The sequence below is a fragment of the Terrimonas rubra genome (assembly GCF_042686025.1).
GTDB classification, from domain to species: domain Bacteria; phylum Bacteroidota; class Bacteroidia; order Chitinophagales; family Chitinophagaceae; genus Terrimonas; species Terrimonas rubra.
Map to the genome: position 1 here is coordinate 1588652 of NZ_JBHUOZ010000003.1, position 23781 is coordinate 1612432.

At 43.1% G+C, this 23781-nt stretch carries 20 protein-coding genes; 5 read left to right on the forward strand and 15 right to left on the reverse strand.

The window, feature by feature from the left end; genetic code table 11:
• Positions 1 to 197: 197 nt before the first annotated feature.
• The gene (locus ACFS6H_RS15850) at positions 198 to 1394 is read right to left on the reverse strand and encodes a pyridoxal phosphate-dependent aminotransferase (RefSeq protein ID WP_386101039.1); all 1197 of its coding nucleotides are present in this window, start codon (positions 1392 to 1394) and stop codon (positions 198 to 200) included.
• 113 nt (positions 1395 to 1507) lie between these two features.
• Between ACFS6H_RS15850 and ACFS6H_RS15855 the strand changes: the two genes are divergently transcribed.
• Complete coding sequence (locus ACFS6H_RS15855; RefSeq protein WP_386101042.1) at positions 1508 to 1969, forward strand: DUF1801 domain-containing protein; 462 nt, start codon at positions 1508 to 1510, stop codon at positions 1967 to 1969.
• A gap of 47 nt (positions 1970 to 2016) precedes the next feature.
• On the opposite strand, the gene ACFS6H_RS15860 is transcribed toward ACFS6H_RS15855, so the two are convergent.
• Both ACFS6H_RS15860 and ACFS6H_RS15865 read right to left on the reverse strand, forming a co-directional pair.
• A complete protein-coding gene (locus ACFS6H_RS15860; RefSeq protein ID WP_386101045.1) occupies positions 2017 to 2676 on the reverse strand; it encodes a DUF1579 domain-containing protein in 660 nt (219 codons plus the stop codon).
• Positions 2677 to 2787: 111 nt separating this feature from the next.
• Positions 2788 to 4131, reverse strand: a complete 1344-nt coding sequence (locus ACFS6H_RS15865; protein ID WP_386101048.1) for an alkaline phosphatase family protein — start codon at positions 4129 to 4131, stop codon at positions 2788 to 2790.
• A 258-nt stretch (positions 4132 to 4389) separates the two neighbouring features.
• On the opposite strand from ACFS6H_RS15865, the gene ACFS6H_RS15870 reads away from it, so the two are divergent.
• Positions 4390 to 5385 carry a DNA alkylation repair protein gene (locus ACFS6H_RS15870; protein WP_386101051.1) on the forward strand — a complete coding sequence of 332 codons (996 nt, stop codon included), beginning with the start codon at positions 4390 to 4392 and terminating at the stop codon, positions 5383 to 5385.
• Positions 5386 to 5499: 114 nt separating this feature from the next.
• On the opposite strand, the gene ACFS6H_RS15875 is transcribed toward ACFS6H_RS15870, so the two are convergent.
• The 5 genes from ACFS6H_RS15875 to ACFS6H_RS15895 all read right to left on the reverse strand — a co-directional run bounded on the left by ACFS6H_RS15875 (position 5500) and on the right by ACFS6H_RS15895 (position 9593).
• Positions 5500 to 5805, reverse strand: a complete 306-nt coding sequence (locus ACFS6H_RS15875) for a rhodanese-like domain-containing protein (protein WP_386101054.1) — start codon at positions 5803 to 5805, stop codon at positions 5500 to 5502.
• Between the two features lies 1 nt (position 5806).
• The gene (locus ACFS6H_RS15880) at positions 5807 to 7606 is read right to left on the reverse strand and encodes an ABC transporter ATP-binding protein (RefSeq protein ID WP_386101057.1); all 1800 of its coding nucleotides are present in this window, start codon (positions 7604 to 7606) and stop codon (positions 5807 to 5809) included.
• A gap of 61 nt (positions 7607 to 7667) precedes the next feature.
• The gene (locus ACFS6H_RS15885; protein ID WP_386103585.1) at positions 7668 to 8234 is read right to left on the reverse strand and encodes a DinB family protein; all 567 of its coding nucleotides are present in this window, start codon (positions 8232 to 8234) and stop codon (positions 7668 to 7670) included.
• 100 nt (positions 8235 to 8334) lie between these two features.
• Positions 8335 to 9027, reverse strand: a complete 693-nt coding sequence (locus ACFS6H_RS15890) for a heme exporter protein CcmB (protein WP_386103587.1) — start codon at positions 9025 to 9027, stop codon at positions 8335 to 8337.
• Complete coding sequence (locus ACFS6H_RS15895; protein ID WP_386101060.1) at positions 9024 to 9593, reverse strand: thymidine kinase; 570 nt, start codon at positions 9591 to 9593, stop codon at positions 9024 to 9026. The genes ACFS6H_RS15890 and ACFS6H_RS15895 overlap by 4 nt, the downstream gene beginning before the upstream one ends.
• Positions 9594 to 9685: 92 nt before the next feature.
• Here ACFS6H_RS15895 and ACFS6H_RS15900 point away from each other — a divergent pair, with 92 nt between their 5' ends.
• Complete coding sequence (locus ACFS6H_RS15900) at positions 9686 to 10465, forward strand: hypothetical protein (RefSeq protein WP_386101063.1); 780 nt, start codon at positions 9686 to 9688, stop codon at positions 10463 to 10465.
• On the opposite strand, the gene ACFS6H_RS15905 is transcribed toward ACFS6H_RS15900, so the two are convergent.
• The 5 genes from ACFS6H_RS15905 to ACFS6H_RS15925 form a co-directional block, all read right to left on the reverse strand.
• The gene (locus ACFS6H_RS15905) at positions 10438 to 11697 is read right to left on the reverse strand and encodes a 3-deoxy-D-manno-octulosonic acid transferase (RefSeq protein ID WP_386101066.1); all 1260 of its coding nucleotides are present in this window, start codon (positions 11695 to 11697) and stop codon (positions 10438 to 10440) included. The genes ACFS6H_RS15900 and ACFS6H_RS15905 overlap by 28 nt on opposite strands.
• 227 nt (positions 11698 to 11924) lie before the next feature.
• Positions 11925 to 16325, reverse strand: coding sequence for a PKD domain-containing protein (locus ACFS6H_RS15910; protein WP_386101069.1), 4401 nt, complete (start codon positions 16323 to 16325; stop codon positions 11925 to 11927).
• 405 nt (positions 16326 to 16730) lie between these two features.
• Positions 16731 to 17708: a hypothetical protein gene (locus ACFS6H_RS15915; protein WP_386101072.1), complete on the reverse strand. Its 978-nt coding sequence runs from the start codon at positions 17706 to 17708 to the stop codon at positions 16731 to 16733.
• A complete protein-coding gene (locus ACFS6H_RS15920; RefSeq protein WP_386101075.1) occupies positions 17708 to 20440 on the reverse strand; it encodes an AAA family ATPase in 2733 nt (910 codons plus the stop codon). Before ACFS6H_RS15920 ends, ACFS6H_RS15915 begins: the two co-directional genes overlap by 1 nt.
• A 46-nt stretch (positions 20441 to 20486) precedes the next feature.
• Positions 20487 to 20927 (reverse strand): helix-turn-helix domain-containing protein, encoded by a 441-nt coding sequence (locus tag ACFS6H_RS15925; RefSeq protein ID WP_386101078.1) that lies wholly within the window; start codon positions 20925 to 20927, stop codon positions 20487 to 20489.
• A gap of 144 nt (positions 20928 to 21071) precedes the next feature.
• Here ACFS6H_RS15925 and ACFS6H_RS15930 point away from each other — a divergent pair, with 144 nt between their 5' ends.
• The gene (locus ACFS6H_RS15930; RefSeq protein WP_386101081.1) at positions 21072 to 21308 is read left to right on the forward strand and encodes a SymE family type I addiction module toxin; all 237 of its coding nucleotides are present in this window, start codon (positions 21072 to 21074) and stop codon (positions 21306 to 21308) included.
• A 185-nt stretch (positions 21309 to 21493) separates the two neighbouring features.
• On the opposite strand, the gene ACFS6H_RS15935 is transcribed toward ACFS6H_RS15930, so the two are convergent.
• Together ACFS6H_RS15935 and ACFS6H_RS15940 are read right to left on the reverse strand one after the other, a co-directional pair.
• Complete coding sequence (locus tag ACFS6H_RS15935; protein WP_386101084.1) at positions 21494 to 22042, reverse strand: ORF6N domain-containing protein; 549 nt, start codon at positions 22040 to 22042, stop codon at positions 21494 to 21496.
• Between the two features lie 238 nt (positions 22043 to 22280).
• The gene (locus ACFS6H_RS15940; RefSeq protein WP_386101087.1) at positions 22281 to 23168 is read right to left on the reverse strand and encodes a bestrophin family protein; all 888 of its coding nucleotides are present in this window, start codon (positions 23166 to 23168) and stop codon (positions 22281 to 22283) included.
• 186 nt (positions 23169 to 23354) lie between these two features.
• Between ACFS6H_RS15940 and ACFS6H_RS15945 the strand changes: the two genes are divergently transcribed.
• Entirely contained in the window at positions 23355 to 23777 is a 423-nt protein-coding gene (locus ACFS6H_RS15945) for an SRPBCC family protein (RefSeq protein WP_386101090.1), read from the forward strand.
• Positions 23778 to 23781 lie beyond the last annotated feature (4 nt).

Sequence of the window (23781 nt, forward strand, 5' to 3'; positions counted from 1 at the left end):
CCGGCAATAGTAACACAGATGGGCTTCCGTTGCGTCGCACACTTCGGGGTTCTGTTCGCTTATCAGCATTATCGCTGGAAGCGATAAAATAATCATGCGAAACTATAAGTTTCGCATAGCCGGTGACCGGTTTTGTATAGCTCAAATAAAAACGGCTGGTAGTACTACCAGCCGTTTTCGTTTATCCTGTATGCTTATTATTTAACAATACCAGGGTATTGCTCCAACGCTTCTTCCAGGCAATCCATGGCTGCGTTGATAGCATCTACATTTAATACATAAGCCAGGCGTACTTCGTTTTTTCCTAAACCAGGCGTACCATAAAAGCCGGTAGCAGGAGCCAGCATCACGGTCTGGTTATTATGGCTGAAGCTTTCCAGTAACCATTGGCAGAATTTGTCCGCATCATCAATCGGTAAACGGGCTATTGCATAAAACGCACCACCGGGTGTAGGACAGAATACACCGGGCATAGCATTCAGGCGCTTGATCAGTGTATCCCTGCGGTGCAGGTATTCGGCCTTGGGCGCATCAAAATAACTTTCCGGTAAGTCAACCGCGGCTTCGCCTAATATCTGGGCCAGGCCGGGAGGACTTAAACGGGCCTGGGCAAATTTCATGGCCGTATCATATACCGCCTTGTTCTTGGTCACCAAAGCACCAATACGGGCACCACAGGCACTGTACCGTTTGCTGATGGTATCCATCAACACCACGTTCTGCTCCAGTCCTTCCAGCTGCATGGCACTGATATACTCGCCATCGTAGCAAAACTCGCGGTAAGCCTCGTCGCTGAAAAGGTATAAGTTATGTTTTAAGCAAATATTTTTTAGGGCCTCCATTTCTTCGCGGCTGTACAAATATCCGGTAGGGTTATTGGGGTTACATACCACGATGGCCTTTGTTTTAGGCGTGATCACTTTTTCAAAAGCATCAATAGGAGGCAGGGCAAAGCCAGTTTCAATATAAGAAGTAATGGGTACCACATTTACACCCGCCGTGCAGGCAAAGCCATTATAGTTGGCATAAAAAGGCTCAGGGATAATTACTTCATCACCGGGGTTTAAACAGCTGAAGAATCCGAACAGGATCGCTTCACTGCCACCGGCTGTGATCATGATCTGCTCATGCGTTACTTCAATACCCACACGTTTGTAATACTCCACCAGTTTACGTCGGTAGCTTTCGTTACCGGCGCTATGGCTGTATTCCAGCACTTTCATGTCCGTGTGTTTAACGGCATCCATGATCTCGGCCGGTGTCTCTATATCAGGCTGACCAATATTCAAGTGATATACTTTTGTTCCCTTCTTTTTTGCGGCTTCGGCAAAAGGAACTAACTTTCTGATGGGCGATGCAGGCATGGCAATCCCGCGTTCTGAAATTGTAAGCATGGCGCAAAGTTAAGGGAAGAAACGGTGGCTACTATACCCGGAACGGCATTTTTCAGTTAATTTGCCTGCAATCAAATACCAGCATCTTTATACCAAACATAAAAACTGTTAGCATGCAATCTACCGCAGTAACACCCGATGAATATGTAGCCGCCATACCGGAAGAAAGACAGGCTGCTTTTAAAAAATTAAGGGCTGCTATTAAGAAAAACCTGCCCAAAGGTTATAAAGAATGTATGTCCTATGGCATGATCGGCTATGTAGTGCCACATAGTATTTACCCGGCAGGTTATCACTGCTCGCCCGAACTTCCTTTACCATTCCTTAGTATCGCTTCTCAAAAAAACGGCATCAGTATTTACCATATGGGGGTATACGGCATGCCGGCCTTACATGACTGGTTTGTGGCTGAACATGGCAAACGCAGCAGTAAAAAATTAGACATGGGTAAAAGCTGTATCCGCTATAAAAAGCCGGAAGACATTCCTTTTGACCTTATAGGTGAATTAAGTACCAAGGTAAGCGTGCCGGAATGGATCAGTTTTTATGAAAAAACATACAAGCCTAAAAAATAAAGACCAGCTTCTATAGCCGGTCTTTATAAATTCATAACATTGTTAGCTTACTTTCTTTTGTAGGTAACTTCCATCAGTTTATACTCCTTGCCCGTTTTAGGATCGGGGCCGTACATTTCCATTACCTGGTTATTATCATCTATAAACTTAAATACTTCGCGGTAAGTGACCATTAAACCGTTGGCCATGCTTTTTTGCTTACCGGTGAAGGTAATAGATTTGGTGGCTTCGTCCCAGTCACCCGTCATATTCATAAAGCCGCTGCTCATATTATCTATCCAGCTTGAAACATATTGTTTGGAAGCATTGTCATAGCCGGTTACAGCTATTCCTTCAAATGGCATTCCATCAAAATTGGCGTTATGTTTGGCCTGCAAAAACTTATCGCCTAATATCATATTGTTAACCGAGGTAACGGTAGTGCTATAGGCCGGTGATCCTTCAAACATCCACATTTTCATTTCGCCCGTCCATTTTCCTGCCGATTTGGCCAGCATTTTATGTGGTTCACCCGGCGTTGCGTAGGCCTCCATTGCCTTCATGTTGGTAGCTGAATCAACAGGTATCCAGGCCTGTTCTTTTTCCTTGGGTGTTTCCACCACAGCAGTTTTGTTCAGGGTATCACTATCGGAAGGAGTGGTGGAGCTCTCGTTATTACAGGCAAATAATAACAAGGCGGTGCAAGTCGTCAGAAGCAATTGTTTCATAAAATAAATTTTGTATTAAAGTTACAGTAATTATTTCCGTACTCTCAAAATCCTTACTGCAGAAAAACTACAGAACCTTTACCAGCAGGCTTTTTATACAAATGCCCCGTGTTATTTATCAGTAAACATACCCGGGTAAAGATTGCCTTCACCTGCGGGGAATTGCAGCTGTAACAGTCTGGCAATGATAGGTGCAATATCCACCAGGTTCATTTCCGGTAATACAGCTCCTTTTTTTATCCCCTTGCCAAAAGCCACAAATCCGGTTTGTATCTCTTTAAAATCAGGAAAAAAGCCATGTGTACCACCTTTGGCTGCACGCATGAAATTACCGGTGGCAGCGGTATTAAAAGTGATTCCCTGTATTGGCGCCAAGGCCAATACCGCATTCGGATCGGCGCCGATCTTATCCAGCTTTTTCCTGCTCTTCACTTCAAACAATTTCTTTTCCTGTTCCGGCAGGCTCTCTAACAAGGCTTCTACAGCCTCAATTGTTTTTTTATCCTTAGGGTCTTTTACATGCAAAAATGCCGAGCCTCCTGCCGTATGGAAATAAGCTTTCCATTGTTCCGGTTTTTCCGGGTTGTATAAACCCGCCTTAGCTAATAAAACATTAGGAGATAATGCCGAATGGATGTCCACAAAACCATGATCACCGGTAATAATAAAAGTGGTTTTATTTTTAATGCCTGCTTTCTCAACCGCTTCCATAATGGTTTTTAAAGCCCGGTCCACACCGGCAATCGCTGCCCTTACTTTATCACCGTCACGACCTTCCTCGTGTTCAAAATGATCCACCGTTACCAGGTGTAAAGCCAGGAAGGAAGGTTTGTATTTGCGGATCACATAAGCACTGGCGCGGGCAAGGTTTTCATCCAGCCCCAGGTATTTATCATCAAAATCAACAGAATCCAGCTTACCCATGGCATTGTTCTCCAGTTCTTCATAAAAGCCGACAGGTTTAGCCTTATCAATCAAAGCCTGTTTCATATTTCTTTTAGCGTCCTTAGTTTCAGGCAGGTACCAGTATTCAGGAAGATTGTAAGTAGCCGGGCTGTTAACCGATACAGGCCAGAACATAGAGGCTGTTTTTAAGCCTTGTTTCTCCGCTTCACTGAAGATGGTAGGCACTTTAATGTTCTCATACATCCAGTTCCAGTTACCGGTTACACCCAAAGGTTCGGAAGGTGTATTAAAGTGTACACCATGTATAATAGGCCTTACACCGGTTATCATGGTGGTATGCGAAGGATAGGTTACCGAAGGGAAAACACCGTTCACGCCATTGGCATAAGCGCCTGTTTCCATGGCCTGGCGCAGGTGCACCATATTCCAGGAAGCATCTTTATAAAACTCCGGTCTTAAACCGTCAATACTGATCAGAATAACATGATTGTCTTGCGAAAAACTAAAGGAGGATACCAGGATACCCAGGGCCAGGGCTAATTTTTTCATGTGCCGGTTATAATTAAAAAGTGAATGAAAAGGATATGAACGGGCAGCGAAACTATACCGGCAGTGTTACCTTAATGTTAGTGAATTATTAATTTGTATACACCCGGTGCACAAAACAGATACATGCAATGCCTACCTTTGCGTACAACTTTATACGCCATGTCTTCATTGATCAAGGATGTTTATTCCACCCATTTTTTTGCACAGTTAAACAGCATTTTAAAAGATGTTGTGCCCGGCTTTAACAGTAAAACTTTTATGAAAACAGTTTACGGCCAGGATTTTGAAAACAAAGAATGGAAAGAAAGAATGCAGGCCATTACCTTTTCGCTGAACACGGTACTGGATGCGGATTATACCAAAGCGAACAAACAACTGATACAAATAGTAGACGCCTTTAAACAACAGGGCGGAGGAGGCATTGCGCATATTTTTTTACCCGATTATATTGCCCAATACGGCATCAACCATTTTAAAGATGCGGTGAAAGCACTGGAACATACCACGCAATTCATCAGTTGCGAATTTGCCGTGCGCCCCTTCCTGCTACAATACCCCGATGCCATGTTACAGCAGATGATAAAATGGTCAGCCCATAAAAGCCACGCCGTACGCCGTTTAGCCAGTGAAGGAGCCCGGCCGCGTTTACCCTGGGCCATGGCTTTGCCGGCTTATAAAAAAGATCCGCAACCTTTATTGCCGCTGCTGGAGAACCTGATCACTGATACCCATGAATGGGTAAGATTAAGCGTGGCCAATCATTTAAATGATATATCCAAGGATCATCCTGGTGTCTTTTTACAGATAGCCGCAAAATGGAAAGGAAAGACCAAAGAGATCGACGCCATCATTAAACACGCTTCCCGCACTTTACTGAAAGCAGGTAACCCGGAGATATTACAGTTGTTTAATTTAGATGATGCAGGACTGGCACTCAGTAAGTTTAAAGTAGTTACACCAGAAATAAAAGTGGGGGAGTACCTGACATTCGAATTCACCGTTACCAATACCAATGCCGCTGCCAAACACCTGCGACTGGAATATGCCATTTATTACCAGAAATCAAAAGGCCATCTCACCAAAAAAGTATACAAAATAAGTGAGCGATCATTACAGCCGGGAGAGAAACTCAGCATTATCCGCAGGCAATCTTTTAAACCCATTACCACCAGGGTATTTCATAAAGGGTTACATAAAGTAGCGGTGATTGTGAACGGGAAGGAATCAGGGGCGAAGGCGTTTCAACTTTTATAATTGAAAATTGACAATGGACAAGTGACAATTTGCAATGAGCAATAAACAATTGAGGAGTTTCTAATCCATCATTTATCATTCATAACTCATAATTCCTAATTCATCATTCATAATTTAGCGCCTGATCTTCTGCAACAACTTCTCCCAATGTCCGCCATTATATACCTGTTTCACACCATTGTTCTTCAGGTAACGGACGGCTTTGTTAATACGACTGCTGTCGGTACCACAAATAATGACCGGTTTATTATAGTGTTTGATACGCTCTAAACTCACAGGTAAACGCTCCTGCGAAATATTGAAGGAACCGGGAATGCGGCCATTATCGTATTCATGCACCGAACGTACATCAATAATGACCGCTCCCTCAGCATATAACTTCTTAAAATCAGGTCCTGTAAAAAATGACAGCAACGACATATTAACTCACGGTTTCCTGTACGGGCTCACCGGTGGCTTTAAAATCTTTCCGTTCACCGATCTGCTGACGCCACATAGCGTAGTACAGTCCTTTTTCATTAATTAATTCCTGGTGACTGCCCGTTTCCACCACATCACCTTTTTCCAGTACATATATCCTGTCCGCATGCATAATGGTGCTTAAACGGTGGGCAATTAAAATAGTGATCTGTTCTCCGTCCCTGGAAATATCGCGGATGGTCTCGGTTATCTCCTCCTCGGTCAGTGAGTCCAGCGCTGAAGTAGCTTCATCAAATATCAGCAGCTTGGGCTTGCGGATCAATGCACGGGCAATACTGATACGCTGTTTTTCACCACCAGAAAGTTTCAGGCCGCTTTCGCCGATGGCTGTATCCAGTCCTTTTTCAGCCCTGGCCAGCAGGTTCTGACAGGCTGCTTTATTCAACGCATCGTGCAGGTCGGCTTCGGTGGCTTCGGGGTTCACGAACAACAGGTTCTCACGGATAGTGCCCGAGAATAACTGTGTATCCTGCGTAACAAAACCAATTTGCCGGCGCAGGTCATCAAAGCTGATCTCCTCTTCATCCAGGTTATTATACAATACAGAACCGGTATTGGGGCGGTATAAGCCCACCAGCAATTTCATTAGGGTTGATTTGCCCGAGCCGGATGGCCCGACAAAAGCAATAGTTTCACCTGTTTTTACATTAAAGCTGATATTGTTGATGGCACTGTTCTGTGCACTGCGGTGTTTAAAGCCTACGTTCTCAAAATGCAGGGTTTTAATATCGCCTAAAGGAGCAGGGTTCTTCGCCTGTGGCTCAGGCTGTTTCTGCATCAGGTTATCAAAATTATTCAGCGATGCTTCGGCTTCACGGTAGGATAAAATGATATTGCTCACTTCCTGCAGCGGGCCGAAAATAAAGAAGGAGAAGAACTGCATGGTAACCAGCTCACCGGGATTCAGCTCTTTATTATACACCACCCATAATAACATGAACAATATTACCTGGCGCAGTGTATTAACAAACGTACCCTGTATAAAGGAGATACTTCTTACCCTTTTTACCTTGGTCAGTTCCAGGCCCAGTATCTTGTAAGTGTTCTTATTTAAACGCTCTACTTCCTGCTGGGTTAAGCCAAGGCTTTTCACCAACTCAATATTACGCAGCGATTCGGTAGTGGCACCGGCCAGGGCCGTGGTTTGCGACACAATATTTTTTTGTACCGATTTAATTTTTTTACTGAGGATATTGGTTAACACGATCAGTAAAAAGATACCGCCGAAATAAATAAGCGGCAGGCTCCAGTGCAGGCTGGCTGCATAGATGGCCACGAAAATTATCCCGATGATCACCGGGAAAAGCAGGTTAATAAAAGCGGTAATGAATTTTTCCGTATCAATCCTTACTTTCTGTAATATGCCTAGGGTTTCACCGCTGCGCTGGTCCTCAAATTCATGATAGGGCAGACGCATGGCATGTTGCAGGCCGTCGGTAAATACCCTTGCCCCAAATTTCTGGGTGATCAGGTTTAAGAAATAATCCTGGAAAGCTTTGGCTATACGGCTTACCATGGCTACACCGATAGAGCCAGCCAGTATCCATAATACGGGCGTAGCAAAGCTCCACCAGAAAGGCTGGTATTTTTCGTTATGCTGCCAGTAATCGCCTGCCAGGTTGATCAGTTTACCAAAGAAGATCGGGTCGATCAATGAAAAACCAATATTGATAGCCGCCAAAGTAAGGGTAAGTACGACTAACCACTTAAATGGCTTGAGATAGTTGTAAAGTATTTTCATAAAATGTGTTACTGTTGCCAGCAAATAGCATACAAGTTCGTAAAAAATGACAAGATTGCAGTTAGCCCGGGAAACTCCGTTGTTTTTTTAACCGCAGCGCCTGGTTAATATGACGACCCTGGTGCTGAACCAGCAGTTGAATAGCGTGACGCAAACTAAATGTAATGAAGGATGAAGCCGGCGAGGTTATTTTAACCGCATCCAGGTTCACAGGCTGACAATTAGCGATATAATCCATTAAACTGTCCAGGTGTTTATCATACCGTTCGTAAATACCGGCATCAATGGGTGTTGACTGGGGTAAGAATAAGGCGGGTGATCTGAACTTTTTCCTCGGCTGTTCCTGCATTCCGGTAACTAACATCTTACCGATAAAAAAGTTTAAAGGATTCCATTTTTCCCATCTTGTCATCTGGTGCTCACCGGCCGTAATTTTTTTAAACAGGGGAAAGTATAAAACATCCGATACTACCAGGTGATCCAGGCACTGGGCAATACTCCATTGCTCCGGCCTGACTTTCCAGTTCAGTTGTTCCGGTGTAAGCGCAGCAAATGCTTCAGCAGCAGTAGTTTTATGCTGCGTGAGCTTTTCCAGGTGGGGTAATATGAATGATGAGTTATGAATGATGAATTATGATTTAGGATTTAGGATTTATGAATTAGAGAATCCTTAGTTGTTTATTGCTCATTGCCAATTGTCACTTGTCCATTGTCAACTGTCAATTGCCTCAATCTTTCCACAAAAAAGGAAAAAGAATAACCGACAAAATCACCACCATCACATCCAGTGCTATCATCAATAACACATCAGTGGTTTGTATGGCCAGTTTTTCCGAAAAGGCGGCGTTGGACAGTTTCATCAATACCATCAGTTGCGGGATAATGAGGGGAAAACCCAGTACCGCCATGATGGCCGCATTCTGGTGCGCTTTTGCCGCAATGGCCGATAAAAAGGTAAATACCAGGCTCAGGCTAATGCCCCCTAATACCACCAGGCCTACAAAAGCCGGGGCTTTTACCATAGGATTGCCCAAAAACAGGGTAAATAACAGCAAACTCAGCAGGCTCATCACCAGCATCAGCAACAGGTTAAATAACAATTTGGCCAGTACAAAACTAATAGGCGAGGCAATGGTGAAAAAATACAACATGCGGCCCCGGTTCTCGGTCAAAAAACTTTTGGCTACGGTGTTGATACAGATGAATAATTGTATCACCCAGAAAAGGCCGTTCCATACAGCGGGGTCAGGCGCTTCCATAGACATGAAAAGCACAAAAATAGTAGCGCCCATGTACAATAAAATGCCGTAAAAGCTGTACTGCTGGCGTATTTCCAGCAGGAGATCTTTTTTAAAAAGCGTTATAATATTCTGTAGTGTGTTAATGACGGTAATTTTAATGGTGCGAAAGTAAGGGCTTATTTGTTATCGTGGTAACAGGTACGGCAGCGCGGCTCATACACATCGGTAGCGCCCAGCATTACCTGTTCCTCGTTGGGGATTTTGCGGTAAGAATAATTGGCAATATGCCCGCATTTTACACAAATGGCGTGCAGCTTGGTAATATAATCGGCCTTGGCCAGTAAAAAAGGCATTTGTCCAAAGGGTTTACCGGTATAATCCATATCCAGCCCGGCCACAATTACCCGCATACCCCGGTAAGCCAGTTCATCACAAACGTTGGCCAGCTCGGGGTCAAAAAACTGGGCTTCATCAATACCAATTACATCGGCATCCTGGGCCAGTAATAAAATCTTTTGTGAATTGTCGATAGGCGTGGAGATGATGGCATTGGTATCGTGCGACACAATATTGGTTTCATCGTAACGGATATCAACTGCGGGTTTAAATATCTCCACTTTCAGGTTAGCAATTTTTACCCTTTTTAAACGACGGATCAGCTCCTCGGTTTTACCACTGAACATGGAACCGCAGATCACTTCTATCCATCCTCTTCTTTCACCTCGTATATTAGGTTCAATAAACATACCGACAGTTAATTTTCTTTTTGCACAAACCGTTTTTTGGCAAACAGTTTGTAATTTTATGGACTCCTTTCAATTTGCCAAAAGTAATAATAATGAACCGAATAGATGCGCTAATACATAAATTGAAAAACCTTCGTGAACAAAATGCCGACCCGGCACAGTTGCTGACCACGGTAAAAGAACTACAGCAGGAACTGACGCAGCATGTACAATCTTCACGAAGCCTGGGAACTACAAAAGTAGCGGTGCTGATGCCCGCCATAGCAGTGCCGGTAAAAGGATACGAGGAAATGGCAGCTACGCCGGTAACCACTTCACCCACACCGCAAACACCTGCAGCAGAGCCCGTGGTTTATATGGAACCACCCACTGAAGAAAAAGTAATTTATACCCTGGAGGCGGATGAAAATACTCCTGAGGAACAGGAGGAAGAACAGGCAATAATTGCACCACCCACACCACAACCACCACCGCCTGTTACCGAATTTATACCGGCTAATACCTACGACCAGGTGATGGATATACCTACACTTTCACAGCATTTGCAGGAAAAACCGGCCAGTACAGAACCTGTTTCCCTTAACGATATGTTAAAAAAGCATGATGAGGAATTAGGCAGTAAGCTCACCGATACCCCCATTAAAGACCTGCGGAAAGGGGTGGGCATCAACGACCGCTTTGCTTTTATTAACGAACTATTCCGTGGCGATGAAGCCATGTACGAAAGAAGCATCAAGACGATCAACGCTTTTAATATTTACCCCGAAGCGGAATACTGGATCAGCCGAGAGCTGAAACTGAAACTGGGCTGGCAGACGGATAGCCCGTTGGTAGCGCATTTTGATCAGTTGGTCAAAAGACGGTTTTCCTGAATATAATCCACAATTTTATCGGTGGCACCCTGGTGCACAATCACAAACTCACCGGCAGCCGTGGCAGCAGCCTGGTAGGCTACTTTATTTTGCATAAGCTTATTTAATATGGTACGCAGCTCACCCGCATTTTTAAAAGAGAAAGCGCCGCCTGCTTTTACCAGTCCCTTGGCCTCGGCATAACGCTGGTAGCGGGGACCAAATACCACCGGCTTGGCATATACGGCCGCTTCCAGGCAATTATGAATGCCGGTAGGATTATAACCACCGCCGATATAACTGATATGGGCATAATGGTAAAGGCTGGATAACATGCCTATATTATCAATGATCAGCACTTCACCCTGCATACTACCGGGCAATTGCGAGAACCGTATGGTTTGTCCCTCAAATTGTTTTTCTATCTGCCCCAGGTGCGATTCATTTATTTCATGCGGGGCAATCACCAGTTTTAGATGATGTTGCTGTAAAAGCGGTAATAACTCTGCCAATACCCGCTCATCATCGGCCCAGGTGCTGCCAGCCACCAGCAGGCGGCTTTCGCCCGCCCATTGGGTAAGCACATCAATGCGTTTATACTGGGAGGCAATCTTTATTACCCGGTCAAACCGGGTATCACCAGCTACGGTAAAGGGAACCGGTAATTGTAATTTATCAGCCAGTTTTTTTGATAACAGGTCCTGCACAAATACATGGGCAAACTTTGACAGGGTTTTGCGTTGTACTTCACCATACCATTTAAAATACGCATGTTGTTTTAAGAAAATAGCCGATATCAGTATCAGGGGTATCTGCCGGTCGTGCATTACTTTGGTATAATAATACCAGAGTTCGTATTTAATAAACACGGCCAGTTTAGGTTTTACAATGCTGATAAATCGCTGGGCATTGATCATGCCATCCATAGGCAGGTAAAAAATATAATCGGCACCGGTATAGTTTTTCCTTACTTCATAACCCGAGGGCGAAAAAAAAGTCACCAGTATCTTATGATCCGGGTATTTCTCTCTCAGGCTTTCCATTACCGGCCGGCCTTGTTCAAACTCACCCAGCGAAGCGCAGTGAAACCAGATAACAGGGGCTTTCTCCTGTTCAAAAGCATCTTTTAATTTGGAAAAAATAAACAATCGTCCCCTTACCCACAATGCGGCCTTTTTATTGAACAGGGCCCAGATCCTGGATCCCAGTTGAAAGAAGAATAAAAAAAGATTATAAAAAAAAAGTGCCAGCATAACAAATCGTGGTAAAACTACAAAAATAAGCGCTAATGAGCATTTGCCGGCTATTGTAATAAACTAATAGCTCCGTTCAACATTTTGTACATACTGAAGCAAAAAATTATGTTACCAGCTATAGGTTCATTCCTCATCGTTCCTTGCGTCGCACACTTCAGCTGCACCAATACTATTGAACAGGTGGCATATACCACCGGAAGACAATTCATGTAACCCTGAACCAGTTACCGGATCAGCGTCACCGTTCCTTTTTTCTCATAACTGCCGCCGGCGGCGCATTCCAGCTCCAGAAAGTATACATAAGTACCTGCAGGCGCTTCCATACTTTTATATTTACCATCCCAGGCAGTGCTTCTGTCATCGGGAAAAATATCGCGTTTAAAGAATACCAGCTCGCCCCAGCGGTTAAATATTTTGAACGATTTTATTTTATTCACGCCGGTACCCATGGCCATAAACAGGTCGTTCTTGCCATCATTATTAGGCGTAAAGGCATTGGGCAAATGAATATTATCGGATGCACAATAAGCAATTACATTCAGGGTATCTTTTGCTATGCACTGGTACTGGTTCTGCACGGTAATAACGTAATTCATATTGGCGTAAGGCTTACTCACCGGGTTGGGGCAGTCCGTACAACTTAAAAAATCGGTAGGTGTCCAGGTCCATTTTACCACGTCGGCGCTGTTGGTAATGGCCAGTTGGTTTTCGGCGCCATATATGCTCCGGATATCCTCACCCGCATTCACCCAGGGTAAGGGCCGTACAATCACGTTAATAACAGCCGTATCGGTATAACAGCCATACTGGTCGGTTCCTACCACGGTATAACTGGCATCGGTTAAAGTGGTAATAACCGGTGTGGGGCTTTGCAGGTTATCAATACCCGTTGTATAATTGATCCAGCGGTAAGTAGCCGCGCCGCTAACACTTAATTGTACTTTATCACCATAACAAAGTTCTACCAGTTTTTCTGTTTGCATGGTAAAGGGCTTGGGTACGGTTACTGTTGTTTGCCCCTTGCCTGTACAACCCGCAGCATCAGTAGCTTCCACGGTATACAGGGTGGTATTAACAGGGCTGGCAAAAGGGTTAGCGATCAGCGGATCGCTTAAACCGGTTACAGGCGACCAGCTATAATCCACACCACCCGCAGCAGTCAGTTGTACCGCGTTGGTTTTACAATAAACAGGGTTGGCAGGTGTAATGGTCACTACCGGGTTGGGGTTTACCACTACGGGCTGGGCCAGTTTTGCAGCAACAGTACAACCGTTCTCGCCGGTCAGCATCAGCGTAGGATGGTAAGTACCGGCTTTATTGTATTGCAGGGTAACCACCGTATCGTTAACGGACTGTATATTACCTGAGCCCAGGTCCCAGGTATAACTGTAATTATTTTTAGGCAGGGTAGTAAACAGTTTTACCTGTTCGTTAATGCAAATCACCTGTTTGGCAATATCCAGGTTAGTAGCCGGCTGCGCTACTACCACCGTATCGGTATACTGGTTAAACATGGTGGCATTATGGTATACATTCAGTCGCACCACGTATTTACCCGGTGTGGTATAAATATGACTGGGAGCTGTTTGATTCTCCAGCCTGAAGCCATCACCAAAATCCCATTCCAGTTTGGTATAATTGGCCGATGAGTTATAATAAAAACTGGCACTTACCGGAGGGCATTTGCTGGCGGTACCAATAAAGCTGGTACTGGTGGTAAATACCGGGTTGGGCGGTAATACGGTTATCACCGTGCTCACGGTATCCAGGCAACTGTTATTCAGGCTCCTGGCTATCAGTCTTACTGTATACCTGCCGGGTTGTGTAAATAATTCGGAGGCATTGGCCGTAGTTACCGTGCTGCCGTTGCCCAATAGCCATTCATAATTAACGGTGCCGGCATTATAGGATTGTGAGTTGTTATAATAATTGATGGTGGTATTTACATTTACCGTGGTGCCGGTGGAGGTATAAAAGGCAGCTTTGGTGCCATATACTTCTACAGTACGCGACTGGTTATTACTGATGGACTGGCAGCCGCTGGCATCGCTTACTGTAAGGGTTACATAATAATAACCGGGCCGGGCATAGGTATAATTATTGGACGCTTTGGTGGTTTGAACCACCTGGTTGCCATCGCCCATATTCCAGCTCCAGCGGGTAATAGGGTTATTGGGCAGGGTTTTAGTGGTATCGTTAAAAGTAACCGGCGATTTAAAGCAGCTTCTGTCGTTCAACACTTCGTAACCCGCCAGTACACCGGTGGTTTGCAGGTTTACAAAATTGGTGGTATCGTAACAATTGGTGCCGCTGGCAATGATGATAGCCCGTATACGGCCCTGTTTGGGTGTTTGGGGTGTTAACTGTCCGCTGGCCGATTGGTAAAACTGGTAATTATCCAGTGTGTAATAACTTAAAGGTGTGCCGTCCTCGTACTCAAATTTAATAATGCCATAATCATTATTCCAGGTGGTATTGGCCATAAAGGGGTTATCCTCCAGGTTATTGATGGTATACCTTAAAGGCTGGTTAACACAAACAACAGCCCTGTCCAGCGCTAATACCGGCCTTTGTTTCAGCAATACATTTACGATAACGGAATCCTTTACCGTACAGGCCCCATTGGTAGTAGTGAGTACCACTTTATGCGTGCCGGTGGTGGTAAACTTATAATCTACTTTCGGTTGTGCCGTAGTGTAGGAAGTGGAGCCCGAGGTGCCAAAATTCCATTGCCAGCTCTGGGCCTGCTGGCTGCCATCATAAAAACTAACGGTGCCACGGTCATCCAAACAGGTATTTTCGGCCCTGGTAATTTTAGGGAAAGGGGGTACCACTTTTATAATGGCAGGCTTACGGATGGTATCGTTACACATGCCATTGTAAGCGATCAGCTGCACATCAAAAGTGCCTTCGCGCTCATATTTGTGTACCGAGGAATAATCACCCGTACCATCGCCATAATTCCAGCGCAACTGCTCAAAATACCCGGTGGTTTGGTTGATAAAGAAAACAGGTGTATTACCGCAAACGGTAGGTTGTACAGTAAAATTAGCCACGGGTTTCTCCCGAACATCAATTACCGAATAAACAGTACTACCGGTACAGCCGTTAGCTGTGGTATAATTTAGGGTAATTGTATAATTACCGCGGGTATTATAGGTAATAGTAGGCGAGGCTTCGGTGGAAGTTTGACCATTGCCAAAATTCCAGGTAAAGCTGGTAAGGGTTTCAGTGGTTCGGTATTCAAGTTTGGTAGTATAAGGGGCACAGCCGCGGGTACCATTGCCGGGTGATACAAATATGCCCACAATGGGTTTGCTTATCGACAATGTTTTGGTAGTGGTAGCCGAACAGCCATCACGGTTGGTTACTTTCAGGTTGATCCAGTAATAACCGTCCGATGCAAAAGTATGTGAAGCAGCCTGGGTATTGGCCCGTGGCGCATTGTAATAATCGTAATTAAAATTCCAGTCCCATTGTACGGCAGTGGCGGTAGTATCCCTGAAATTAAACTGGGCGGGGGCGCCGCATTTACCCACGGTATCAATAATAAAGCCGGTAATAACCGGGCGGGCTTTTACTTCCACTGTTTTGGTGATGGATTCGCCACAGGGGCCAAATTCATTCTCCAGCCTTACCTGGTAAGTACCGGGTGTAGTAAAGGTGTAATTAAAGTTGGTTACATACCAGCTGCTTACCAGCACATTATTTACATACCAGCGGCTGGATGTAGGGGTAGGGCTGCTGCGGTTAACAAAATTGGCCGTAGCCATTTCGCAAACAAGGGCCGGTACATCGAAATCAGTTTTATAAAAGCCTATGTTGATATAGTTATTGCGGGTAAAGGTTTTGCGGCAGCCATCCTGGTTGGTAATGGTAAGCGAAACCGTGTACAGGCCTTCACGGGTATAATGATGGCTGGGGTTGGCAGTGATAGAGGTAGCTCCATCGCCAAAATTCCACTGGTAGGTAAAAGGGCCGGGGCCGGTACTTTTATCGGTAAAATTCACCGTGCCTTCATCCTCGCAATAAACCGTACGGTCCGCATCAAAAGCCGGTTTTAATTCGGGTTTAATGGTGAGTATATTTTCCTTAACAATGGTTTTGCTGCAACCGGTACTGGTAATAGCCGTAAGGCTTACCGTAGCCGTTTGCTCGCGGTTATAATAATGGGTAGTGGTAGGCGAGTAGGCTACCTGGGTACGGCCATTGCCAAAATCCCAGTGCCAGCGGGCAACGGTAATATCGCTACTGGCGGTAAAAGTGGTGGCATCGGGTATACAGGTAACAGCGGGGTTTACCGTAAAATCAATAACCGGGCTTTTATTTACGGTAATGGTTTTGGTTTGGGTAGCTGTCTGGGCGCCATCCGTTACTTTAAGGGTGATGGTATAGCTTTTTTCCTCGGTAAAAATGGCGCTGGTATTTTTAAGGTCCGAGCGGTTGCCATTATCAAAACTCCACTCCCAAACTGCATTGGCACTGGCACCGGTGCTGGTATTGGTAAAATTAATAACCAGGGGCGAACAGCCGGATGATTTATCCATCACAAAATCGGCCCGCAACTGCGCCTGCAGCAAGCCGGTTAGCAAACAAAGTAATAGGGTTAGTTGGTGGCGTAACATGTGGTGGTACAGTGCGTAATGGTTGTTTTGTGGCACAAGATAGCCTATAATGGGCAGATGGTAAAGGTTGGGGGATGTTAAAGTTAAATTAAGCCGTGCCAAGGATAAAGTGGGTAGCCCATCCTAACAACTGTCGGGACATATTGAGTGAGAACTACAAACGCATACCTCGTTCCTAGCACGGCACCATTTTTAGTAAACTAAGGAGGAACACCATAATAAAACACTACATGCTTTATAGACAATATGACATTAGTAATTACTGTAAAATATTAGAGGAGGAAAAGTAAAGTGGTGAGGGTTTCTTGCAAAGAGGTCATTATACTCTGCGAGCTGTAGTTGCATATGCCAGTAATTCGTTCCTTGACTTATATTATATGATGCTGTTTACAAACCAATTTTAAATCACTTTTTAATTAACCCTACCTGCCTGGCAATATCTATAGTAAATTTTGCCATGGGTCGCTTATGTATATCCTCTTCAGAGGAATAATTACCTAATAGTATTCTATTAAAGATACCGGGTGTTGTAAATAATTTAGGAAATTGTTTTTTCAGTTTTAGTCTGTATGGTGCAGTATAAACTTCCGCCTTCAGGATTAATTCCTCCGCCAAATCCTTCTGCGTATCATATATTCCCTGGATGTCAAAAACCTCCTGAAATTTTTTAACAGTAGGTAAAACTGGTGGTTCGTTAAAGGTAAAGTTTATATCTTCTATCTTTCTGCTTAGCAAATAATTGGCAACACTGCCGGGAACTAAGTTAAATTTGAAAGAGGATATAATTGACGTTTTAGAATCGCTATAAAGCAAAAATTCCAAATCATGGAAACTTTTGCAATTATTACAACTACCACATACCGGATAAAGATTATACAGTGAAATGCTGAAGCAAGGGTATTTTGATTTAGGCCAATAATGATCTACCTGGAATTTGGCTTTGTATGTAAATTTCTGTTTTGTCCTTAGCTGTGTTACTTTTTCTATCGCAACAGTTAAATGTGCATTACAGTACACACAGGATTTAATACCAATTTTGCGAAAATATTTAGGATAAAAATCCGATCGCCTTGTTGTATATCCCAATTCCTTTATAAGCCTGTTTCTAAAACTTTCAAATTGTTTACTTGCCATATCCGCGGGCGTTATGATCTTATCAAATGCTTGTCGATATTGGTCTAGTTTTTTTGGTTTAGCAATGATCAAATCCTTTGAATGTGAAATGATTTCATTTATATAATCTTTCTTTTCTCTGGTCAACTTCAGTCTTTTATCGCTACGCATTCTATTTAAGTTATTTACCAGCTGAACGATGAATGTATCGATCTCGGTGTTAAAAACGCCAATGGTATTATCAACGATTTTATATGGAATGGCTATCATTACCTTTTCAATTTAAGATTCTGAAGTCTTATTATTTCTTTATCTATATCTTCAATAGAAATCTCACTTTCATGTAAACCTATTTTTTCTCTGTACAACTCCATAAGGCTTTCTTTTACTAATGGTTCCCCTATAAGTTGAATTGTTTTATACAGTTCGTCTTTAAGCTTCTCCTTATTGCTATCGGGTTTTGTCCAAACCTCAAGTTGCCTGATAATTTCTTGAATCTTATCGTTGGCAAACTTACCCATAAATCCATTTTCAAGGAAAAAATCATTCGCTAATAAATCATGAATATTTGCTCCGAATGTTTGTTCGTTATTATTTGCAGGTACACTTTTTCTTGTTTTCTTATCAACAGTTAATCTCAGTATATTGGATGACGGAATGTCTGAAAGAATGAAGGGCGAGTGGGTAATAAACAGTAAATTGATATTATGAATTTCATTTTCCAGCGGAATTGTTTTGATCCTGTGTAATAAATTGCTGATGTAAGTCCTTTGCATTTCCGGATGGAAGTAAAGCTCCACTTCATCAAATACAATATTGATGTTATTGTACTTGTTGGATTCTTCCTCATACATTACAGATGCAATATTGTAGATGTGATAAGCAATTGTATTAATAGAAAATATTTGCTGCTTTTCACCGGAGCTTAACTGGTTGAATGTACCTCCATGGTCGAACGCTAGATTGATTTTAAAGAATGATGGCGGAACAAGCTCTATAGTACGGACATCTGATATTTCCTTAATTTCCCGAATCTCCCTGGCTATTGTCAAAATTTGATTATCGCCTTCTTTGTAAATTCCGTATTTCAAATAATTTATAGCTTGCCTGAGCTTAAAAGTGATGTGGCTTGTATCTTTAAGAAGAGCTTCTGTGTACTCTTTCAATTTATTAGCATCTGATGTAAGCCAACTTGGTAAATCCTTAAATTTTTTAAATTTTGAATATTTTTCTGCAATATCTATCACTTTCAGATAAATATATTCCTTTGCTTCTTTCTCAAGCTCTGTTGGAACATTTTGAATTGTGCCCAAAAGAGCATTGATTACTTTCCTAATTTGACCGCTATTTAGCTTTTTATAGTTAAATGATTGGCGTTTTCGTTCTAGTTTTGCTTTGTCAAATTCAAGGATAAGCTTTACGGGTGTTGAATTGGGGGTTAATTCTGGTACATTTTTTTTCTCAAAGTCAATCAATCCAGGCTCCAGGATATTGGATAGCATCCTGGATTTTGCCAATCCTTCTTCATTATTAACATTAATATTGCCCTCGTTTCTTAAGGGATTTAAGACAATAGGAGTCTGATAGCTATCATTCTTATGGAATAGGGGATAAATCCAATTGCCAATTATGTTTGTATTGAGTGCATATAGTGAGTAATTCACTACAATTGTGTAACAAAAACGTTCTATGTCAAATGTTTTAATGTTGATCTTTTCTTTTGAAATGCTGTATTTTTTATTATCGCTGTCCAACTTATACTCAAAAATTTCAACTAAGTTACCTACAGATATTTTATAGAGTTTGTCCAGCTTAATAAACAAATCCGCATATACATCTTCATCAGCAAGCTTCTCTGTAGATTTTATTTTTTTAACAAAGGCTATTTTATTGATTACGAGGTACAACAATTCTGCTATTGTACTTTTCCCAGATCCATTCTTGCCTACTATAGAAGAGATGGATATTTTTAGATCTTTCTGGCTGTACAGATCGACCTCTTTGTCGGAGTTGTAAATAATAATATCATCGCTTTGGGGATCAAACTGGTAGGCTTGATAAAACTGATAAAGCTGGCCCTGCGTGAGATTTTTTAAATGTTGCTGTTCTTTTTGGGAATCTGCCTTTTTTGAGGGTTTTCCCGGCCGTAAAGCAACGATCTGAAATCCACTTATCCGTTCCTTTTGTTTACGTATCACTTCTTCCTCAACTTCAAATTTGGTGAGGCCACCCCTTCCTTTTTGAGAAATAACAGCAACAGTACTCTCACTTAAGTTGTTTACAACAACTGTTTTATCTGAATACAGATAAGCATCTCTAACAAAATTTCTGATAACATTTTCATTCGAATCAAGGCCCCTAGATAACTGAAATTTATTGTTACATAAGTCATAGTATTCCTTATAGTTACGTGGCCGTTGAGATATTACATCAAACGTCCTGAGAAGCTCAACTGTGTTTCGGTCTAATGGGATAAAAACATCGGAGTCTATCCAGAACAGGAACATAGTTAAAGAAGCAATGTCCAGCCCGCGCCATTCTTTAAGGGCTACAAAATGTTTGTTTTGTAATCCTTTTATACTTTGGTTCATTATAGCATCAAACATTTCCCATATCTGGTTTTGCACCTTCCAGCCTCGATATTGAACGATCTGGGTGATCACAGGTGAAGGGCATCCTTCAAAAGAAGTATGAGGGTCTACATGTTTGTCGGAATTTAAGGCTTCCAGTAAAGAATTAATAATATTAATACGTTTGCTCTCAATTTTTGAATAGTTAAAACTCGCAAATATCTGGATGGGGTCTAAGCCCCATTCCGATATCCGGGAGAGTCGGTCTCGAAACAGTCTTCCTTTATTTAGTTTGGCAAATCTCGTTTCTTTAAGACGATCATATAGCTGTTGCGCAGGGTTCTCCAGGCTTCCTTTATAGTCTTGATGCAGTAGTACTGCAATATGCCGGTATACTTCGTGCCAAGTGGTTAATTGTGTGTGCTGTGGCATAGTAATTTCTTTATGCGGCGGAGTGTTTTTACCGTGTAGGGTGCATTTATTTGTTTTCTATTAAGCGCTCAAACCTCGTCATCATCTCTTCCTTCTCCTTCAGCATTCTTTCGTACAATGCAATCTTTTCATCATACAACTCAACAATTTTGTCAATTGGATTGAATGAACATTGATAATTCATCGCTGATGCTATTGCATTATCCTTAAAGTCGTGAAATGTATTTGCAATAACATGGATAGCCTGATCATCACTCATATTTTTAAAAGCATCTACTGGCAGCTTCATAATATCGGCTACACGTTGGAGTAGGGGAGCATCAATGGTTTCCTTTTGTTCCAGAAGGGAGATCTTTTGCTGGTTCCAATCCTCGCCCAGCTCGTAAGCCAGGGCATCCTGTTTAATGCCCAGCATTTCCCTAAAACGTTTTACGTTGCGGCCTTCGTGTATTTTACTGTTTGTTGGCATAGTGTGGAGTGTTGTCATAAGTGGCAAATTTAATTAATCTGCGGCAAGGCAGCTATTTAAAGATAAGTAAAATACAAACAGCCCGTACGTAAATTACAAACTAAAACAGTGGGTTACAGCAATACGGCAGCGTTGTTTTGGGGCATTAAAAACACCACCATTATGAATACACCCCAAAACCCAACCCCGCCCGTAAACCGCCAGCTTACCATGAGCAGTAAACATTTTTTACGTGGCGTGGGTATATACAGCCGGTATTATGTACACTTTCCGGCCCTCTTACTGGCCGGTAAATGGCTGCAGGATTGCGGCTTTAAGGAGGGCCAGCAGGTAAATGTTAGCTGCGAAGAAGGCCGGTTAACTATTACTTTAACGGGCAAGCAGGCCCTGCCAGTCTAGCATTATATTAAGCATAGTTATGCATCCACCCCGATCAACTTGAGGTCACAATTTGTGACCTCAAGTTGAATACCTTTCAGGTGCAGGATACAGTTATTTAAAATAGGGAATTAACAGACCAGTTAAGCACAGGCAGTACTGCCGCTTTGCAATAAGTATAATCAATTTTATAAGCCGGTAAGTATTCACTCTTTACCCTCATGATAGCTTTTAAACCCAATTTTATTACGGGGCTTTGCGGTTTGCTGCTGCTCAATTAATTCCTTTAATACGGTAAAAATATTATCAATATCCCGCTTATTGCCTTTTAACTCTTTTTCCAGTTGGGCCAGCTGCAGCAAAATATCTTTATGGGTAAGAGCATATTCGCGCAGCCGGGTAAACACCCGGATAATACGGATATTAACCTCGATGGCCGTTTTACTATTTAAGATACTGGATAACATGGCCACGCCCTGCTCGGTAAATGCCATAGGCAGGTAACGCGTGCCGCCCCAACTTGAGGTCACAAATTGTGACCTCAAGTTATCGAACTCTTTAGTGGTAAGCGTAAACATAAAATCTTTGGGAAAACGGTCCAGGTTTCTTTTTACACTTTGGTTGAACACTTTTGTGGCTACGCCATACATTTCGGCCAGGTCCCTATCCAACATTACCTTTTGGCCGCGGATAGGATAGATGCGGTTGAGGATTTTTTGTTCGGCTACAAGGGCCTGGAAGGCTGCTTTTGCCATAGGAAGGTGTTTTAAGGTTGGTGGAAGATGTTCTACAACTTGAGGTCACAATTTGTGACCTCAAGTTTAATAAGTTTTCAGTCTTCGTATAAAGTTACATAAAATATAGTATTAACAAAGCAACTTCGTATATGCAGTATCGTTGCTTTTTGTAAAAAGCAGACCCAGTCGTAAAATATTATTGAGTTAAAACTATATATGTTTTACCAATAATTTATCCCGCCTTGTTTTACAAAGCTTAATATAATATTTCCTCGATGTTTTTACGGATGGTTGCGGCAATTTTTTCGGTAGGTACATCGTTGGCATCGCCGCCAAAAGGGTCTTCAATTTCCTCGGCAATTAACTCCAAACTGGCCAGTACATAGGTAATAAAAGCCACCACCGGCACTACCAGGTAACCCAGGGTAAATACAAAGCCAAAGGGAAGCGTCATTACATATACAAAAATAAAACGCTTGATGAACACGCTGTAGGAGTAGGGTATGGGCGTGTTTTTTATACGCTCGCAGGCCCCGCAGATATCGGTAAAGGATTGCAGCTCGTGGTTGAGGTACAGGAGTTCCTCGCCGCTTATTTTTTTATCGCGGTACATTTCCTGTGTTTGTTTGAGCATGATGCCCGCCAGCTGGTTGGGCAGGTGTTTGGTTTTGTCCAGCTCGTTAAACACATGTTTGTGTTCTTCATCGTCGAACAAAGCCAGGCCGGTTTCTTTCCGGTGCAGGTGCGTATGCAGGGCATCGGCATAGGCGGGGATGAGTTTTTTAAATACCGAACGCTGGCCCTTATCCATGGCCGGTAAAATAGCGTTGAGCTTTAAAGCCAGGTTGCGGCTGTTGTTAACCAGCGAGCCCCACATTTTGCGGCCTTCCCACCAGCGGTCGTAAGCCGTATTGGTACGGAATACCAGCAACATGGAGATGGCAAAGCCCAGCAGGGAGTGCATCACCGGTATGCCTTTTACGTAACTGTGATCGGTAAGTTTCCAGTAACTGAGCTCCAGGTAGGCCACCAGGGCCGAGTATACACAGATGCCCAGGATAAGCGGACCGAGCTTGCGAAAGGTATCGGCTTTATGAAAACGGAATATATAGGTGAACCAGATTTTAGGATCGTAAGAGATCATATATAAAATTTCAGTAACAAATTTAACCGGAAAACAGTCTGCCTGCCAAAATATTCCTGCCGGTTGCCATAATTGTCTTTTTGTTACCAAATGTTTTACGGCAACTACGCCGGATGATTGGCTTGGTTTATGTTGTTGTTTGTTGCAAATTTGTTCACATTTTTCAACACAATAAACAATAACTATATGAGCACCCCGTCAACACAAGTAACCATCAGCGCCCATGTAAATGCCCCGGTTGAGAAGACCTGGGATTATTTTTTTAACCCCGTGCATATTGTAAAATGGAATGCTGCATCGGACGACTGGCATACACCCAGCGCATCCGGTGATCTGCGCCCCGGCGGCCGCTTTACCTCGCGTATGGAAGCCAAAGACGGCAGTATGGGCTTTGATTTTGGCGGCACCTATGATGAGGTAGTGGCCAACGAGTTTGTAAGTTATACCATGGATGATGGCCGCAAAGTAAGCATCAGTTTTACTGCCGATGATAACGGCACTGACATAGTAGAAAAGTTTGATGCCGAGGAAACCAACCCGGTAGAGATGCAGCAGGCCGGCTGGCAGGCTATACTGGATAGTTTTAAGACCTATACCGAAAATAATTAAGCCA

Excerpts from the sequence above, each read along its gene's own strand:
- ACFS6H_RS15850 (WP_386101039.1), bottom strand. The coding sequence starts at position 1,394 with ATGCTTACAATTTCAGAACGCGGGATTGCCATGCCTGCATCGCCCATC.
- ACFS6H_RS15855 (WP_386101042.1), top strand. The coding sequence starts at position 1,508 with ATGCAATCTACCGCAGTAACACCCGATGAATATGTAGCCGCCATACCG.
- ACFS6H_RS15860 (WP_386101045.1), bottom strand. The coding sequence starts at position 2,676 with ATGAAACAATTGCTTCTGACGACTTGCACCGCCTTGTTATTATTTGCC.
- ACFS6H_RS15865 (WP_386101048.1), bottom strand. The coding sequence starts at position 4,131 with ATGAAAAAATTAGCCCTGGCCCTGGGTATCCTGGTATCCTCCTTTAGT.
- ACFS6H_RS15870 (WP_386101051.1), top strand. The coding sequence starts at position 4,390 with ATGAAAACAGTTTACGGCCAGGATTTTGAAAACAAAGAATGGAAAGAA.
- ACFS6H_RS15875 (WP_386101054.1), bottom strand. The coding sequence starts at position 5,805 with ATGTCGTTGCTGTCATTTTTTACAGGACCTGATTTTAAGAAGTTATAT.
- ACFS6H_RS15880 (WP_386101057.1), bottom strand. The coding sequence starts at position 7,606 with ATGAAAATACTTTACAACTATCTCAAGCCATTTAAGTGGTTAGTCGTA.
- ACFS6H_RS15895 (WP_386101060.1), bottom strand. The coding sequence starts at position 9,593 with ATGTTTATTGAACCTAATATACGAGGTGAAAGAAGAGGATGGATAGAA.
- ACFS6H_RS15900 (WP_386101063.1), top strand. The coding sequence starts at position 9,686 with ATGAACCGAATAGATGCGCTAATACATAAATTGAAAAACCTTCGTGAA.
- ACFS6H_RS15905 (WP_386101066.1), bottom strand. The coding sequence starts at position 11,697 with ATGCTGGCACTTTTTTTTTATAATCTTTTTTTATTCTTCTTTCAACTG.
- ACFS6H_RS15910 (WP_386101069.1), bottom strand. The coding sequence starts at position 16,325 with ATGTTACGCCACCAACTAACCCTATTACTTTGTTTGCTAACCGGCTTG.
- ACFS6H_RS15915 (WP_386101072.1), bottom strand. The coding sequence starts at position 17,708 with ATGATAGCCATTCCATATAAAATCGTTGATAATACCATTGGCGTTTTT.
- ACFS6H_RS15920 (WP_386101075.1), bottom strand. The coding sequence starts at position 20,440 with ATGCCACAGCACACACAATTAACCACTTGGCACGAAGTATACCGGCAT.
- ACFS6H_RS15925 (WP_386101078.1), bottom strand. The coding sequence starts at position 20,927 with ATGACAACACTCCACACTATGCCAACAAACAGTAAAATACACGAAGGC.
- ACFS6H_RS15930 (WP_386101081.1), top strand. The coding sequence starts at position 21,072 with ATGAATACACCCCAAAACCCAACCCCGCCCGTAAACCGCCAGCTTACC.
- ACFS6H_RS15935 (WP_386101084.1), bottom strand. The coding sequence starts at position 22,042 with ATGGCAAAAGCAGCCTTCCAGGCCCTTGTAGCCGAACAAAAAATCCTC.
- ACFS6H_RS15940 (WP_386101087.1), bottom strand. The coding sequence starts at position 23,168 with ATGATCTCTTACGATCCTAAAATCTGGTTCACCTATATATTCCGTTTT.
- ACFS6H_RS15945 (WP_386101090.1), top strand. The coding sequence starts at position 23,355 with ATGAGCACCCCGTCAACACAAGTAACCATCAGCGCCCATGTAAATGCC.